General features: G+C 68.5%; 15 protein-coding genes, 1 tRNA gene and 2 pseudogenes. 10 read left to right on the forward strand and 8 right to left on the reverse strand.

Going from position 1 to position 14,056, the window contains the following annotated elements:
• The first annotated feature begins 249 nt into the window (after nt 1–249).
• The 5 genes from ACWD01_RS14040 to ACWD01_RS14060 all read left to right on the forward strand — a co-directional run bounded on the left by ACWD01_RS14040 (nt 250) and on the right by ACWD01_RS14060 (nt 3,290).
• The gene (locus ACWD01_RS14040) at nt 250–1,101 is read left to right on the forward strand and encodes an MIP/aquaporin family protein (protein WP_451161407.1); all 852 of its coding nucleotides are present in this window, start codon (nt 250–252) and stop codon (nt 1,099–1,101) included.
• Between the two features lie 361 nt (nt 1,102–1,462).
• A tRNA-Arg gene (locus ACWD01_RS14045) sits at nt 1,463–1,538 on the forward strand.
• Between the two features lie 639 nt (nt 1,539–2,177).
• Nucleotides 2,178–2,393: a hypothetical protein gene (locus tag ACWD01_RS14050; RefSeq protein WP_451161409.1), complete on the forward strand. Its 216-nt coding sequence runs from the start codon at nt 2,178–2,180 to the stop codon at nt 2,391–2,393.
• Nucleotides 2,394–2,451: 58 nt separating this feature from the next.
• Nucleotides 2,452–3,183, forward strand: a complete 732-nt coding sequence (locus tag ACWD01_RS14055; RefSeq protein ID WP_451161411.1) for a transposase family protein — start codon at nt 2,452–2,454, stop codon at nt 3,181–3,183.
• Nucleotides 3,138–3,290, forward strand: coding sequence for a hypothetical protein (locus tag ACWD01_RS14060; protein ID WP_451161528.1), 153 nt, complete (start codon nt 3,138–3,140; stop codon nt 3,288–3,290). Before ACWD01_RS14055 ends, ACWD01_RS14060 begins: the two co-directional genes overlap by 46 nt.
• A gap of 48 nt (nt 3,291–3,338) precedes the next feature.
• On the opposite strand, the gene ACWD01_RS14065 is transcribed toward ACWD01_RS14060, so the two are convergent.
• The 3 genes from ACWD01_RS14065 to ACWD01_RS14075 form a co-directional block, all read right to left on the reverse strand.
• On the reverse strand, nt 3,339–3,707 hold the full coding sequence (locus ACWD01_RS14065) for a VOC family protein (protein ID WP_451161413.1): 369 nt from the start codon (nt 3,705–3,707) through the stop codon (nt 3,339–3,341).
• A 557-nt stretch (nt 3,708–4,264) separates the two neighbouring features.
• Nucleotides 4,265–4,438, reverse strand: a complete 174-nt coding sequence (locus ACWD01_RS14070; RefSeq protein ID WP_451161415.1) for a CsbD family protein — start codon at nt 4,436–4,438, stop codon at nt 4,265–4,267.
• A gap of 92 nt (nt 4,439–4,530) precedes the next feature.
• Nucleotides 4,531–4,974, reverse strand: a complete 444-nt coding sequence (locus tag ACWD01_RS14075; protein ID WP_451161417.1) for a hypothetical protein — start codon at nt 4,972–4,974, stop codon at nt 4,531–4,533.
• A gap of 237 nt (nt 4,975–5,211) precedes the next feature.
• Between ACWD01_RS14075 and ACWD01_RS14080 the strand changes: the two genes are divergently transcribed.
• The gene (locus tag ACWD01_RS14080) at nt 5,212–5,367 is read left to right on the forward strand and encodes a DUF6131 family protein (RefSeq protein ID WP_451161419.1); all 156 of its coding nucleotides are present in this window, start codon (nt 5,212–5,214) and stop codon (nt 5,365–5,367) included.
• A 215-nt stretch (nt 5,368–5,582) separates the two neighbouring features.
• Here ACWD01_RS14080 and ACWD01_RS14085 read toward each other — a convergent pair whose 3' ends face one another.
• The 3 genes and pseudogenes from ACWD01_RS14085 to ACWD01_RS14095 form a co-directional block, all read right to left on the reverse strand.
• Complete coding sequence (locus tag ACWD01_RS14085) at nt 5,583–5,747, reverse strand: hypothetical protein (protein ID WP_451161421.1); 165 nt, start codon at nt 5,745–5,747, stop codon at nt 5,583–5,585.
• 229 nt (nt 5,748–5,976) lie between these two features.
• Nucleotides 5,977–6,287: pseudogene (locus ACWD01_RS14090) on the reverse strand (PRC-barrel domain-containing protein); the annotation flags it as partial.
• 102 nt (nt 6,288–6,389) lie between these two features.
• Nucleotides 6,390–6,542, reverse strand: coding sequence for a DUF6381 family protein (locus tag ACWD01_RS14095; RefSeq protein ID WP_451161530.1), 153 nt, complete (start codon nt 6,540–6,542; stop codon nt 6,390–6,392).
• A gap of 642 nt (nt 6,543–7,184) precedes the next feature.
• Here ACWD01_RS14095 and ACWD01_RS14100 point away from each other — a divergent pair.
• Nucleotides 7,185–8,153 carry a YihY/virulence factor BrkB family protein gene (locus ACWD01_RS14100; RefSeq protein ID WP_451161532.1) on the forward strand — a complete coding sequence of 323 codons (969 nt, stop codon included), beginning with the start codon at nt 7,185–7,187 and terminating at the stop codon, nt 8,151–8,153.
• Between the two features lie 476 nt (nt 8,154–8,629).
• Here the strand turns inward: ACWD01_RS14100 and ACWD01_RS14105 are convergent, their stop codons facing one another.
• Nucleotides 8,630–9,463 (reverse strand): ribonuclease BN, encoded by an 834-nt coding sequence (locus tag ACWD01_RS14105; RefSeq protein ID WP_451161423.1) that lies wholly within the window; start codon nt 9,461–9,463, stop codon nt 8,630–8,632.
• Nucleotides 9,464–10,020: 557 nt separating this feature from the next.
• Between ACWD01_RS14105 and ACWD01_RS14110 the strand changes: the two genes are divergently transcribed.
• Complete coding sequence (locus ACWD01_RS14110; protein ID WP_451161425.1) at nt 10,021–11,064, forward strand: fatty acid desaturase family protein; 1,044 nt, start codon at nt 10,021–10,023, stop codon at nt 11,062–11,064.
• Between the two features lie 352 nt (nt 11,065–11,416).
• A complete protein-coding gene (locus ACWD01_RS14115; protein ID WP_451161427.1) occupies nt 11,417–11,866 on the forward strand; it encodes a hypothetical protein in 450 nt (149 codons plus the stop codon).
• A gap of 479 nt (nt 11,867–12,345) precedes the next feature.
• On the opposite strand, the pseudogene ACWD01_RS14120 reads toward ACWD01_RS14115, so the two are convergent.
• Nucleotides 12,346–13,017, reverse strand: a pseudogene (locus ACWD01_RS14120) (hypothetical protein); the annotation flags it as partial.
• Nucleotides 13,018–13,669: 652 nt separating this feature from the next.
• Here ACWD01_RS14120 and ACWD01_RS14125 point away from each other — a divergent pair.
• On the forward strand, nt 13,670–14,056 hold a 387-nt coding region (locus ACWD01_RS14125; RefSeq protein WP_451161429.1), incomplete at its 3' end, for an FG-GAP repeat domain-containing protein.

The following is a 14,056-nucleotide window of genomic DNA, read 5'->3' on the forward strand; positions in this document are numbered from 1 at the left end:
GGTTCGTTCTCGACCGGTTAGGGCAACTTTCCGGCCACATGCGAGAGCCGGTCCACGCCGTGCCGCGCACTTCGTCACGTGACCGACTCCCTCATGTCACTACCCGTGAACGGAACGTGACGAAGTTGCACACCCCGCCTTGCCCGCCGCTGCGCGCTGCCCGCACTCTGCGCATACACCGAGAGGCGCGTACACCGAGAGGGCCGACGGCTGCGGCACGCCGTCGGCGGACTGACGGGGGAAACACCCATGACACCCACCACCACCAGCAGCCCGACCTCTCACCGCGCGCAGCGGAACCGGACGACGCCGGACACTCCTGAGACCCGTCCCCTTCGCCTCCGTACGGCCGTGTACGAGTTCGTGCTGACGACCGGCACGCTGTTCGTGGTCGTCACCGCGACCCGTTGGATGTTCCTGCCCGATTCGCCGCTGGCGTCGGTGCTGTCCACCTTGGAGAGCCGTCTGGCGGTGATGGCACTGATGGTCGGCGCCATCATCACCACGGTCCTCGGCCCCGCCATGCGCCAGGGCACCGCCGGCCACCTCAATCCGGCGGTCACGCTGGCCCTCTGGCTGTTCCGCGTCTTCCCCGGCCGCGCCGTCGCCCCCTTCGTCGCCGCCCAGCTGACCGGCTCCGTGGCCGGTGTGGCCCTGGCCCGCCTGGTGTGGGGCGACCCGGCGTCCCAGGTGGACTACGCGGCCCTCGCACCGTCCCCGGACTGGGGCACCGGCGCGGTGTTCCTCGCGGAGTCGGGCTGCATGACGGCCATCATGCTGATCGTCGCCATCGCCATCGCCCGCCCCCGCCTGGCGGCCCATCTCCCTCTCCTGATCGGCGCCTCGGTTGCTGCGGTCATCTACGGCTTCGGCCCGCTGTCGGGCGGCGGCGTCAACCCGGCCCGCCAGCTGGGCCCGGCGCTGCTGTCCGGCCGGACGGATCTGCTGTGGCTGTACCTGACCGCCCCGGTCGTGGGCGCGGCGCTGGCGGCGGGCATCTCGGCGGCCCTGCGCCCGTCCGCTGTCCGACAGCCCGAGCAGACCGGTGCGACAAGTACGACAGGTGCGACACCTCACGCGGAATCCGCGGCGAGCCGCTGACGGGCTGGTGTGCCCACCGGGCACACGCCACGGTGACCGACTACTCGGCTTCCGCGAAGACAGAGAGTCGTCGAACTCCTCGCTCGACTACTCGCACCGCGACAAGCGGGTCCCGTGTACGGTGCCGAGGGCGCGCTCCTCGGGCACCTCGGCTACGCCTGGGTGAACGACTCCGTCGCCCTCGCCACAGCCGGCAGGCCCCGACCTGGCCTTCGACACCCTCAGCCACAGTCGAGCCTCACCCGCTACACTGACTGCGGCGCGCGGCCTCCACGGGCGGCACGCTGCAGCTCCAACGGAAGATCGTGTGTGACTTTGCGGACATCGCGGCAATTTGCCACACATTTTCCCACAGAGCCCAGCCTTCGTAGCTCAGGGGATAGAGCACCGCTCTCCTAAAGCGGGTGTCGCAGGTTCGAATCCTGCCGGGGGCACCACAAAATTGCAGGTCCGCGCGCTGAAGGTCTTCCAGGGAACCGCTTTGGAAGGCCTTCGGGTGCGCAATGGGAACATCCTGGGAACATGAAATTGCGCATTAGTCGCACTTCGGACATCCCTTAACGATCCCCCGCCTCTGCGGCCAGGCGAGCCTCAGTGTCGGCGACGGCTGGGAGAGACGGCCGAAACCTCGTCGATGCGGGAGCGTCGATCGTTGCCTGATGGTGGATGCCCGCGTCATTGAAGCTGCGCCATCTTGAAGTGGCTGGTCAGGGTGGTGGGTGTGATGTCGTTTCGGGGTGCTCGTGCTGGTCGTGGGGGGAGTCTGGGGTGTAGATCGTCTGGCAGGAGTGGGTTCATGGATTCCCGTCCCGTCGTCGCGGGTGCCGCTCCTACGCTCCGGCCCACGATGGATCCCGAGGTGTTGGAGCGGATCGCCGCACGGCGTGCGGAGCTGGACGGACTCGAAGAGCAGCTGGGCTGTCGGAGGTACGAGCTGAGCGCGATGAGCCGGCCGTGGCCGAGCGGGTGTGGCAGCGGACGAGCGAGCAGCCCGCCGACGAGCGCACGGAGGCCGGGTCGCCGGTGGTCCAGGTGGCAGGTCGGGCGGTGCGGCTGGTCCCGGACCGTGGGCCGGGGTGGCTGAGTCCGCACTGCCGGCGGAGTACCAGCGCATCCTGACCGCGGTGCGGCAGGCCGCCGGCCCGGTCTCCCCCCGGCAGATCGGCGAGGTGCTGGGCTTGGACACTGGGGTACGGGGCAAGCTGGAGCCGTTGCGCGGGAAGCTCACGAAGCTGGCCGCCCGCGGCTGGTTGCACAAACGACTCGACGGGAAGTTCACCACCCGCCCGTGACCGGTCCGCGCGGCGATCAGGGCGTAACCAAGGTGCCCCCGGCGGCTGTTGGAATTGTGTGACGAAAACCAAAGAGCACGCCGGAGACACCGTGTCCCTGGTCTACCAGTGCCGCCTGCCGCTGTCCACGCACACCCTGAACTACCTCACCGACCTGCTGCGCCGCCATCTCAAAGCGATACGGTCGAGGTGGCGGGCGCTGCCGCCCGGGAGGATCGCGGTGATCGTCTTGGCCGTGCTGCGGCACGATCAGCGCCTGGCCGACATGGCCGGCGGCAGCGACATCTCCGCCACCACCATCCGGCGTTGGCGCGACGAGCTGATCCACCTGCTGGCCGCGAAGGCCCCTCGCCTGGACCGCGCCCTGAAGACGATCGCCCGGCGGGGCGGCGAGGTCGTCCTGATCGACGACACCCTCATCCCCACCCAGCGCCGTACCGGAGAGGCGAACCGCCCGAACCACTCCGGCAAGCATCGCCGCCACGGCCTGCACGTCCTCGCCCTGCCCGACGAGCGGGGCCGTCTGGTGTGGATATCGGCCGCCCGGCCCGGCCGCACCCACGACATCACCGCCGCCCGCCGCGACCGCATCCTGGCCCACTGCGTGCTGCCGACCTCGGCGCCCCGGCCGACCTGGGCTTCCTCCGCCTGGACGACGACGGGGACGTTCCCGTGGTCGTCACCGGCTCCAAGGCCACCCGCGCCCGCTGGCTCGCATCCGCCGAGAAGGAGGCCAACCGGGTCCTGGCCGCCGGACGCGTCCCCGTCGAACGCGGCTTTGCCCACCTGAAGAACTGGCGGATCCTCACCAAGCTCCGTACTGACCCCGCCCGCGCCACCCACCTGTTTCGCGCGTTGCTCGTCCTGGCGAACATCGAGGCCACTACCGACAATTGATCTCTACCGCAGGTAGCCCACGACCAACACGAGCACCGCGGAACATCGTCACCGGGCCGGGATCGGCTGAGTGAGGTTCACCGGGTTGCCGTCTGGGTCCTGGATGTGGGCGACGCGCTGTCCCCACGGCATGTCGTTGGGGCCGCTGCGGACCGAGCCGCCCAGCGCCTCCACCCGGCCGAGCGTCTCGTCGACGTCGTCGACACCGATACTGAGCAGGATCCGCGACGCCGCCCCGGTCCCCGGGTTCGCCTTGGCCACCAGCCCGAGGTCGGTGTCGCCGATGCGCAAGCCGAGGTAGAAGGCCGGGCCTTCCGCCGGTACCCGGAAGATCTCCTCAGCGCCGAACAATTTCGTATAGAAGCCGAGCAGAACATCCTGGTCGGCAGTCACGATCACTGGCTGGATGGTGGACATGGCACTCCTGTCGAGAACGGTCGTGTCGCTGGGTAGACCGTTCAAGGACGGTGAACTCATCGGCAAAACCACCCCGCCGGACGATCTACAACACAGACTGCCGCCCACGACCAGCACGAGCACCTCGAAACGAGGTCACGCCACCCCGCCGACCAGCCACTTCAAGATGGCGGAGCTTCATTACTCATTCCGCGTGGCAAGGTTGTTCGCGCAACGGAGAAGGAGCGGCCGCAGACCGCTCGTTGCTTACTCCCGCTGCGTCGCTGCGTGGGTGCTCGGTCGGCTACTTGAGGTACACCAGTCCGTCCGTGGTGATCGTCGGGGGCCGCTGGTGCCAACCACGACGATCTACGCATCGCGCGCCGGCGTGCTGCCGTTACCCCTGGCCCGCTCCCTGCGTTCGCTCTGGACGAATCGGCGTTTGGGCGTCGTCAGCCGCCTGAGGGCATGCGCAAACAGCCGGAGCGCCTGTCTCAGATCGACGCCCAGCTGTACCCCATGCAGGTCCCTCCCGCATGCTTCGGCGTAGACCTGGTCGGGTCGACGGGGCCGAGTGGTCAGTGTTTGAAGGCGTCCTTGATCTTTGCCCCGGCCTGCTTGAGGTTGCCCTTGAGTTGGTCTCCGCGGCCTTCGGCCTGCAGGCGCCGGCTGCCGGTGGCGCGGCCGGTTGTCTTCTTGCCGCCGCCTTTCATCGCTTCGGCCTTGTGCGTGATCTTCTTCGCGATACTCATGGGAGCCACTCTGGGTGAGTTGTCTGTTGGGGTTCGGTGGCAGGAATACCGTGACGCCGGCCGGTCAGCGATCTGCGCGTGCGGCCGCACGCCTACTGGGGGGTGGACCGGTGCCCGAAGTGCAGTCTGCTGCGGCGACCGCTGTCCGGGGCTCGAGTGCGATCACCTTGGGATGAGTCGTTCCCCCGCGCATTCGCATTGTCCGCGCGGGGGAGCTCGCGTTGGTCGACCAGGTCGTCGCGGTCCCTCCCGGCAGAGGCCGTCTCGCGGCGCGACGGCTTGCGTCCGCGGTGCGCGGTGCTGCCACGGCGAGAGGTACGGCGTGCGCCGGTCAGGAGCAGGCTCAGTCCAAACAGGGCCGCTGCCCCGACGATCATGCCGTAAAGGAAGAGCGTGCCGGTGGAGCCGGTCACGTCGAAGCCGAGTACCGAGAACCCGCCGGTAACCTCGTGCGCGCTGCCACTGTTGGTGACAACAGCGGCTACGCCGACGACTACGGCGGCGATCAGGATGATGAGTCCGAGGATGACGATCATGACTCGCTCCAAGGATCGCTTCGTATCTCCCTACGGTAGAACTGCACCGTCCACGAAGCCACTGCGACAGGGACGGCATGATGCCCCAGGATTGGTGGTCCACTTGCTGGAGACCATCGACCGCGACGCCGCTCGGCCGTCCCCCGTGCAATTCCAGGCATCCCGGTGCGGGTTTGCGCTGAAAGCGGGCGGGGACCTGCTGGGCAGGGGAATCACTCCGCGCGATCGGAGGACATCATGATCATTCTCGGAGTCATCCTGCTTGTCATCGGTTTCGTGGCCGAGATCGCCATACTGTGGACCATCGGGATCATCCTGGTCGTCATCGGGGTCATCCTGTGGATCCTCGGATCGCTGGGTCACGCGGTCCGTGGACGACGGCACTATTGGTAGACAGCCTGAATCTGCGGATCGCGCCGATCTGTTCCTCGCACGACCCGACGTGTGGAGCGTTCCTTGCTTGTCCGATCGGTTTGGGCGACCGCTTTGTTCTGTCGCCGGGTGACCGCACGCCGCTGGCGCGTGCCAGAGCTGCGACATGGGACGTGACGACCGTGTGGCTTTGGGGCGCCAGCCGGGGGCGGCCGGACAGCGTGTGTGCCGGCGTGTCAGCGGGTCAGGCGTCGGCGCAATGCCGACCGCAGGGCGAGGTACCCCACGTCGGTGAGGAGGAGCCGTACGCCGATGGAGAGCAGATACAGCATGCCCTCGACGGCCACGTCGATGATGCCCAGCACGATCGCGACGACAAGCAGGACCAGGAAGAGGACCATGGCGCTTTGCCTCCTCGGGTGGAGGGGCCACTCTCAGCGGCGGGCGAGTTGCGGTTCGCCCCTGGTGTCTTCACCAGCGCCTTGTCGCAGAGGACCTTGACGTACGCCGATCCGACGGTCGCGCCGTCCGGGAGACGAAAACCAGGCGGCGCCGGCGGGCGGTCTGATCTGGCCGGTAGCCAGCTACCGGCGGGACCCGTACCGACGTGCATGAGGCATCACATGTGCTGCCTAGCTGCTCAAGGTAGTTGGGGTCGCCAGTGTGCTTGTCCTTGTCGAACTCGGTGCGTCCTTGGTGCGGTCGACGTAGACCTTCTCTTCGGCAGTGTCGATGCGGGTGATGGTCCCGGCCGGGAGAAGCACGTGCTTGCCGAAGATCCAACCGCCGGTGTCGACGACGAGGTAGACGGCGCCGACGTCGTCGGAGTGCTTGTCGATCTTGCCGATGCTGCCATCGGCCGCCTCGACCGCAAAACCGATCAGATCGGTTCCCGTCCGATATCCCGACGCTGGGTGGTAGCCCCAAATGTTTTCACTCACAACGGAAGCCCCTCCCTTTGCGTGACGCGAAGAGACGAGGGCACCGTCCCGGCCGGGGTTGGAGACCATCTGCCATTGAGTGGCCGTGCCTCACTCAGGGGGCTACTGATTCCGCCCGCCGCCAGCGGTGCCCTTGGACCTGCTCTCACCGGCATTCTGGCCCTGCTGCTTGGCCTGCGCCTGCAGGCGCCGGGCCTGCTCCTGAAGCTTCTGACGTTCCTGCGGGTCGGTCGTGCGCTCCGCGGCTTCGGTCAGCTACTGGACCTTCTCGCGCATCTGCTGTGCTCGGTTGCCGGATTCGCCTGCGACGCTCATAGTCACTCCTTGGACTGTAGGGGAAGATCGGGCCCCATCAGCCAACCAGGGCACTACTACCCCTCGCATCCGAACCGTCACCGTACGCTATCGTCGCAGGCCCGTCACCCCAAGGCAGGGTGTTGGAAAGGTCGTATGACGTACGTCTTCTGTTCCTGTGCCCCGGGACCGGCGAACCGGCGAAGACGCCGGGCCCGCTGAGCCAGCTCACGCGATGATCACGTCCGCGGTTTCGTCAACCCCAGGAGACAGAAGACCTCCGCACCAGGTGGCAGGAGATCCAGCAGGGATTCGTCGATGACCCGCAGCAGTCGGTCCTTGCTACAGACGGGCTCGTCGCCGAGGTCATGCAACTGCTCGCCACCTCGCCGACCACAAACAGGGGTTGGAAAGCCAGTGGCACCGCGGCGGTCGTCGCGCGCGACACCTTTGGTGCTCGCCGCTCCCGAGGCCCTGACCAGCGGCCGGGCCCTCCGGCCACACGTGCAGGGCATCGGCCCTCTCCACGGAGGGCGGCGGGGGTTTCGTCACCGCTGGATGCCTCTTCTCCCGCCGTGGGTACGCTGAGAGTGGGTGTTCTTCATGGAATGGCTGACGCGACTTCCTGTGATCGCACGGCTGATGCGTACGCACGTGTGGCGCGCGTACGAGCGGCTGGCCGAGGTCCACTGGGCCCGGCTCGCTGCCGCGATCACCTTCACCAGTTTCGTCGCGCTCTTTCCGCTGATCACGGTGGGCGCGGCGATCGGCGCCAAGCTGCTGAGCGAGGAGCAGCTCGGGAAACTCCAGGACAAGATCGCCGACCAGGCGCCGGGCCTTTCCGGCCTGCTGGACCTGGACAGCCTCGTCGCGCACGCCGGAGCCGTCGGGCTCATCGCGGGCGCGCTGCTTCTCGTGATCGGCATCAACTGGGTCGGCGCCCTGCGCGGGTGCCTGCGCACGGTATGGGAGAAGGAGCAGGACCCGGGAAATCCGTTCCTGCTCAGGCTCAAGGACGCCGGTGTGCTGGTCGGGCTCGGCGCGGTCGGGCTGGTCGCGATCGGCAGTTCGGTCTTCGCGAACAGCGCGGTGGGCTGGGCCGCCGACAAGGTCGGGATCGAGGGCGGGGCGGGACGGGCGGTGCTGTTCTTCGCTGGCCTGGCCATCGCCCTGCTCGTCGACTTCCTGCTGCTGGTCTACCTGCTCACCCGGCTGCCGCGGGTGCATCCCGGCCGGCGTGCGGTCGTGGTCGCCGGCCTGATCGGCGCGGTGGGCTTCGAGCTGCTCAAGCTGCTGCTGACCGGCTATCTGCAAGGCGTCGCAGGCAAGAGCATGTACGGCGCCTTCGCTGTGCCGGTCGCCGTCGTTCTGTGGATCAACCTCATGGCCAGGCTGCTGCTGTACTGCGCCGCTTGGACGGCGACGGCGGTGCAGCCCAGCAAAACAGCCGAGGCTGAGGGCCCGGATTCGGAGATCAGCCCCGCAGGCAACAACGCACCACAGCGGGCGGCGGGCGACAGAGGCGCACCAGCAGCACCGCGCCGCACGGCGCCTCCAGCGCGCGACCTGTAACCCGAGCGCGGTCAAAACCGCCGATTTTGTGCTTGTCCTGCCGGTCAAGCTGGTCGGCCCATGGCAGACTCCACCGCCGCCACGAGAACGTCGACCGTCAGGAGACGAGGTGAGTGCCTGAAGGGCGGGCTGACGTGCCACGTTGAGGCTGCGGAACCCCGTACGGATGGCGATCACCGAGGCCACCACGGGGCGGTGATCGACCCAGTGCAGCCCACGGCGGCGTTCCCGCGGTCTCTAGCGCGGTCCCGGTGACGCGTTGGACGCATGTGGGACCTGACGGAAGAGTCCCAGAGGCCGAAGAGCGGCGTGCCGAGGTCGCGCTGCTTCTTGCTGAGGTAGAAGCCGATTTACAGGGCCTGATCGAGACACGCGGAGACCATGCTGTCAGCGCATCGCGGCCTCTCGAGGTCGGCCGTTCGCGCTGTGCGCCCTCTCCCCAGTCCAGTCAGGGTGACCAGCTCCGGGTCCGTATCTCATCCTCGGCGTCTGAGTGCGTGTGTCACGCGCGGGATCTCCTCGTGCACCAGCCGGCCGACCAGGACCCCGCCGAAGACGACGACGCCCACGCCGACCAGCCAGGACTGGATGACCAGGAAGGTTCCAACGGGGCCGTAGCTGACGGCGTTGGATGCGATCAATGGTGAGAAGACGAGCCGGGAGAAGACCCTCAGGCCGAGCAGCCCGATCACGGTGGCCACCGCGCCGGGCAACAGGGCACGCCAGCGGATCCGCCCGCCGAGCAGCATCCGCTGGGACCACCAGATGAACAGGACGGCGCTCAGCGACGCGACGGCCCCACCCGCCAGGGGCTCGCGCCGCAGCGTGGTGGTGGCGGAGACGAAGAGGTATCCGGTGAGGACGCCGAGCCACACCACATGCCGCCACCTGGCCCACCAGCGGGCCGGCGGCAGATCCCAGACCTTTTCGTAGCCGGTCTGCACCGCCGCCCCGAAGGTCAGGCCGAACACGGCGAGGGCGGCGATACCGAAGGCGGTCGTGGTCCGTAGTGCCTGACCGGGGCCGGTGAACAGCTGCTCGACCTGCTGCCTGGAGGCCGTCGAGATGCCGAGCCCTTCCCCCAGCCACTGCGCGAACCCCCGCCCGTGCTCGGGGTCGGCAGAGGAGACAATGATCAGCAGCGGCACGAGCGTGAGGAACCCCAGCGCCGCGAAGCCCAGCGAACGCGACCCCAGCTCAAGATCCCTGCTCCGCCGCCATCCACGCCCGACTGGTGAACGGCTGATCATGCGGCGCAGCCGCCCGAGCAGAGATGGACGGCCTGCGCTACCGGAAGGCGTCATCGGCATGGCTGTCGACTACCACGGTCGGTACCGTCACCGCGCGAGGCGCGACGCAGAGGTCCCCGATAGCCTGGAAGAGCAAAGTGCCACCGGGCTCAGCGGGCTGCGACTGCCTGTGGGGGCCGGCTCGCACCGGCCCGGATCAACGGCAAGCCTGCCATCGCCTCCCAGCGCGCAGGGACCAGAAACCGGCTCCCCGGGTGCTCCTGCCGGTTCGGCTGGGCAGGGCCACATCTGGCCGGGGCCGCTACACGACGGAGCCGCCCGGCGGCCGCCACATTAGTCCTGTGTGCCGAGTGCGCCGCCACCATCTTCGCGGAGGCGCGGCGATGCAGTCCCCCGGTTCAACGGGCTGTCACGGTGTGAGACCGGCCTGGCCGGGAAACCGCATGTCAGCGGCCTGCGCGGCCGCCGGCCGGCAAAGCAGGCGTCGTCCTTGAATTCTCCGCGGGCGGGGGGCGATTTCCCGTGGTGGAAGACCCGCGTCCATACCTGCGGCTCAGTCCGAGCGGGCCCGGGGTTGCACCGAGCCGCCGGCCCCCTTCGCAGAGAGTTTCACCATCATGATCAGAAACACCGCGGCCCGTCCCTCGCCGCCGGAGGCGTCCGGCAGCGACTTCGCCCGGCTGTCGAGGAAGATCACTGACGCTGGTCTGCTGGGGCGCCGCCCCGGCTATTACACGGTCCGGATCACAACGGTGGCCGGGCTCTATGCCGGCGGGTGGACCGCCTTCGCGCTCATCGGCGACAGTTGGTGGACACTGGCGGTCGCCGCCTTCCTGGCCCTCGTCTTCGGCCAGGTCGCCCTGGTCGCCCATGACGTAGCTCACCGTCAGGTGTTCCGTCGGCGCCGGGCCAGCGAGGTGTCCGGGCGGATCGCCGGAGCCGGTATCGGGATGGGCTACGGGTGGTGGCATGACAAGCACACCCGCCACCACGCCAACCCCAACCATGAGGAACTCGACCCCGACCTCGACCCCGACCTGCTGGTCTGGTCCCAGGCTCAGGCCCGGATCGCCACGGGTCTCCCTCGTCTGATCGGCCGCTGGCAGGCGTACCTGTTCTTTCCGCTCTTGACGCTGGAGGGCTTCAACCTGCACGTGTCGAGCGTGAAGGCGCTGGCCAATCGCTCGCTCAACAACCGAACGCTCGACGGCGCCCTGCTGTTCGCGCACTTCGTGACCTATCTGACCGTGCTGTTCTGGGTGCTGCCGCCCGGCATGGCGATTGCCTTCCTCACAGTCCAGCAGGGTCTGTTCGGCGTGTACCTCGGCCTGCTGTTCGCGCCCAACCACAAGGGCATGCCGATCCTGAGTGGCAAGGACCGTCCGGATTTCCTCCGCCGTCAAGTGCTCACCTCGCGCAACGTGCGCGGCGGCTGGTTCACCGACATTGCACTGGGCGGGCTGAACCACCAGATCGAGCATCATCTGTTCCCCAGCATGCCCAGCCCTCATCTCCGCAAGGTCCGGCCCATCGTCCGGCGCTACTGCGAGGAACTGGGGGTGGATTACGTAGAGACCGGCCTGATCGCCTCCTACCGGCAGGCCCTCACCAGCCTCCATCGGGCCGGAGCCCCGCTGCGGAACGCCCGCGTCCCCGCCTAGGGACCAGGCAGTCCTAGACGACGACTTCCCCTCGGCAGCCTTGCCGCCCCCAGCGCGCCTGCCCAGGGACCCAACCCAGCCGACTGGCCCGGCTTTAACAGTTGCAATCTGCCGCGGGGAGCAGTGGCCGGTGAGCCGGGCTGGCGCGGAGAAGTCCGATGCAGCACTCCAGCGTCTGGACCCGTGAGCCGTTCGGGTCCTTTCCCGGCATTTCGCCCCGCCGACTCCGCTCTCTCGCGGGTTGCTGTCGTGGTGCGGGGGAAGTCCGACGCCGGTGCTCCCAGCCCGCCTGTGTACGCGGTCGCACCGTCGAGGAGATCGCCGAGGACAGACGAGAAAGGGGCGGCCCAGGATGCATCGCGACAAGCTCGGGATCTACCTGAATGACCACCTGGCCGGTGCCACCTTCGGCATCGGGCTCGCGCAGCGCATCGCCCACCAGCACCGCCACTCGGCGCGCAGCGCCGACCTGAAGCGCATCTCCGACGAGATCGCCCAGGATCGGCAGACCCTGCTCGAACTCATGGACGCACTCGGCGTCCCCGCACGCCGCTACAAGGTCTACGGTGGCCGGGCGGCCGAAAGGCTGGGGCGCCTGAAACCAAACGGCGCCCTGCACCGGCGCTCCGGGCTGAGCACGTTCATCGAGCTCGAGACCCTGCGGCTGGGAGTCGAGGGGAAGACCCTGATCTGGCACACGCTGCTCGTCGTGGCCGCAGGGGAGCCCCGTCTGGATGAATCCCAGCTTCAAGATCTGCTGGACCGGTGCCGAAGTCATGTGGCACGTACGGGCCAAGGATGATGCCCGCACCACACCTTGCGGACTGCAGGTCGCACAAGCCGTGCGTACGAGGCCGGTCTTCAATGACCCGCCGACCGAACGCTACTGCTCGCCATGTATGACCGCCGTCCACGAGAGGATGCAGTCTGAGGCACGCTGATCGGGCGCACCCCCACTGGCGTCGGGCGTCGCACAGTGCTCAGCATCGCTCAAAGTTGCAGGCGGTTCTTCAGTGTTCAGCGCATTGCGGCCTCTCGGGGTGCCGGTCGCCGTCGTTCTGTGGATCAACCTCATAGCCAGGCTGCTGCTGTATTGCGCCGCCTGGACGGCGACAGCGGTGCAGTCCAGCGAAACAGTCGCGGGGAGGAACGGGAGCCTGGGATCAGCCCCACAGGTGGCGACGCGACGCAGCGGGCGACGGCCAACGGGCGTGCACGGGCAACACCGCACCGCCCGTGAGCCGAACGCGAGGCCGCGATTTCCGTGTTTGTCCTGCCGGGTCATGTCGGCAGGACCTGACCCGGCTCCACCGCTGTCACGAGGACGGCGACGGTAACCGGGCCGGGGGCGCCCGTTTGCGCTGCCGCGGCCACCGCCGCACGGACGGCGAGGGAGACATCGAGGGCGCGATGAGTCTCGGCGACCGCCAGCTGGATCTGGACGTGGCGCCCGGGGGGCTCGTCGCTGTCCTCGATCTGGACGGGGCGAGCAAGTCCTCCCCTGGCCATGGGCGCGGGCAGTCCTGGAACGGGGGCGAGGCGGGTCACGCCGGGGACAGCCATGGCAACGGTGGCCAGTTCCGCTGCCGGATCCCGCACCGGCACCGGCCCGGGCGACGGGTGCCCGGGCTTGGTGACCGCGACGTGCGAGGCACTGGTTTCTCCGGCTGCACTTTCGGAGGCTTCGGCCGCGGTCGGCTGCTGCGCCGGCGCGGGAACCTCCAGCAGGTCCGTCACATGCAGATCGACCTCGGCCACCACCAGCCCGAGACGTTCGACAGCCGCTGAGAGCAGCGTCTGCCGCAGCTGCTCCGCGATCTGGGGCAGGGGCTGCCGTGCCGGCGCCGAGATCGACGGGGCGGTCAGGGTGGCGAAGACGCGGGGGTGGTCCCGCACGGTGGCGGGCACGTCCTTGCGCTCATCTCCGGTGATCCCGGCGCGGATCAGGTGGTAGGTGTCACCCGACGCTCCTGTCTCCGCCCCGCTCCGGGCCCCGGCTCCGTCGGCCGCGCGGCTAGAGCGAGCACACCTGAAGCCGTGGACGGTAGCCCGATGTGGCTGGGGCCGGTCGGCTCCACGGCTTTAGGCAGCCACCATGGGGCGAGCCTCGAAGATCGGGGCCCACATCGGGCCTTAACGGGCAGGTCCACAGACTGCCCGATTTCGCTGACCAGCGTACGGGCCCCGATCTCTCGCCTCATGGCAGCTCCCGCCCAAAGCCGCTCCGCCGACCTTCATGGTGGACGATGGCAGTCCGTCATTTCAGGGGGCCAATGATCAAAATCGAGTACCGCCGGACCGGCCCTTACGTGGTCGCGGACCACCTCGCCTCCGCCGCCGGCCGGGATGTGCGCTCGGCCCGGGTAGGTCGGGTGCTGGGCTCATCGGGTGTTCTCCGTTTCTGGGTGTGGGTGTCGCGGAGAGGTGGGGGCGTGTGGGGGGCAAGGGTGTGCCTTCGGGTTGTCCGGCCCTGTCTGGGGCCACCCGCGGCCTTCTCGGGGGCCTGGTGAGTAAGTGGAGAGATGATGACGTCAACGTTTGCAACCGGGGCCATGCGGTGATCGGCCGGATGCGGGGCGGGTTCGCGCGGGTTGTGGCGGTGGTGATGGCGGGGATGGTGCTGGGGGTGTTCCCCGGGGCCGGGACCGCATGGGCCGCTCCCCCGACCTTCGCACCCCCGGTCGACTACCCCACCGACAACGGCCCGGTCTCGGTGGCGGTGGGGGACTTCGACGGTGACGGCAATCTCGACCTGGCCACCGCCAACTCCAGCGCGAATACGGTGTCGGTGCTGCTCGGCAATGGTGACGGCACGTTCGCCCCCAGGACCGACTACCCCACCGACAGCGGCCCGGTCTCGGTGGCGGTGGGGGACTTCGACGGTGACGGCAATCTCGACCTGGTCGCCGCCAACTCCAGCGCGAATACGGTGTCGGTGCTGCTCGGCAATGGTGACGGCACGTTCGCCCCCAGGACCGACTACCCCACCGAC

This window comes from Streptomyces sp. NPDC002835, from assembly GCF_053591995.1.

Bases quoted from the DNA above. Each gene is read 5' to 3' on its own strand.
- ACWD01_RS14040 (WP_451161407.1), top strand. From the start codon at position 250: ATGACACCCACCACCACCAGCAGCCCGACCTCTCACCGCGCGCAGCGG.
- ACWD01_RS14110 (WP_451161425.1), top strand. From the start codon at position 10,021: ATGATCAGAAACACCGCGGCCCGTCCCTCGCCGCCGGAGGCGTCCGGC.
- ACWD01_RS14115 (WP_451161427.1), top strand. From the start codon at position 11,417: ATGCATCGCGACAAGCTCGGGATCTACCTGAATGACCACCTGGCCGGT.
- ACWD01_RS14070 (WP_451161415.1), bottom strand. From the start codon at position 4,438: ATGAGTATCGCGAAGAAGATCACGCACAAGGCCGAAGCGATGAAAGGC.
- ACWD01_RS14105 (WP_451161423.1), bottom strand. From the start codon at position 9,463: ATGCCGATGACGCCTTCCGGTAGCGCAGGCCGTCCATCTCTGCTCGGG.
- ACWD01_RS14100 (WP_451161532.1), top strand. From the start codon at position 7,185: ATGGAATGGCTGACGCGACTTCCTGTGATCGCACGGCTGATGCGTACG.
- ACWD01_RS14080 (WP_451161419.1), top strand. From the start codon at position 5,212: ATGATCATTCTCGGAGTCATCCTGCTTGTCATCGGTTTCGTGGCCGAG.
- ACWD01_RS14065 (WP_451161413.1), bottom strand. From the start codon at position 3,707: ATGTCCACCATCCAGCCAGTGATCGTGACTGCCGACCAGGATGTTCTG.
- ACWD01_RS14075 (WP_451161417.1), bottom strand. From the start codon at position 4,974: ATGATCGTCATCCTCGGACTCATCATCCTGATCGCCGCCGTAGTCGTC.
- ACWD01_RS14085 (WP_451161421.1), bottom strand. From the start codon at position 5,747: ATGGTCCTCTTCCTGGTCCTGCTTGTCGTCGCGATCGTGCTGGGCATC.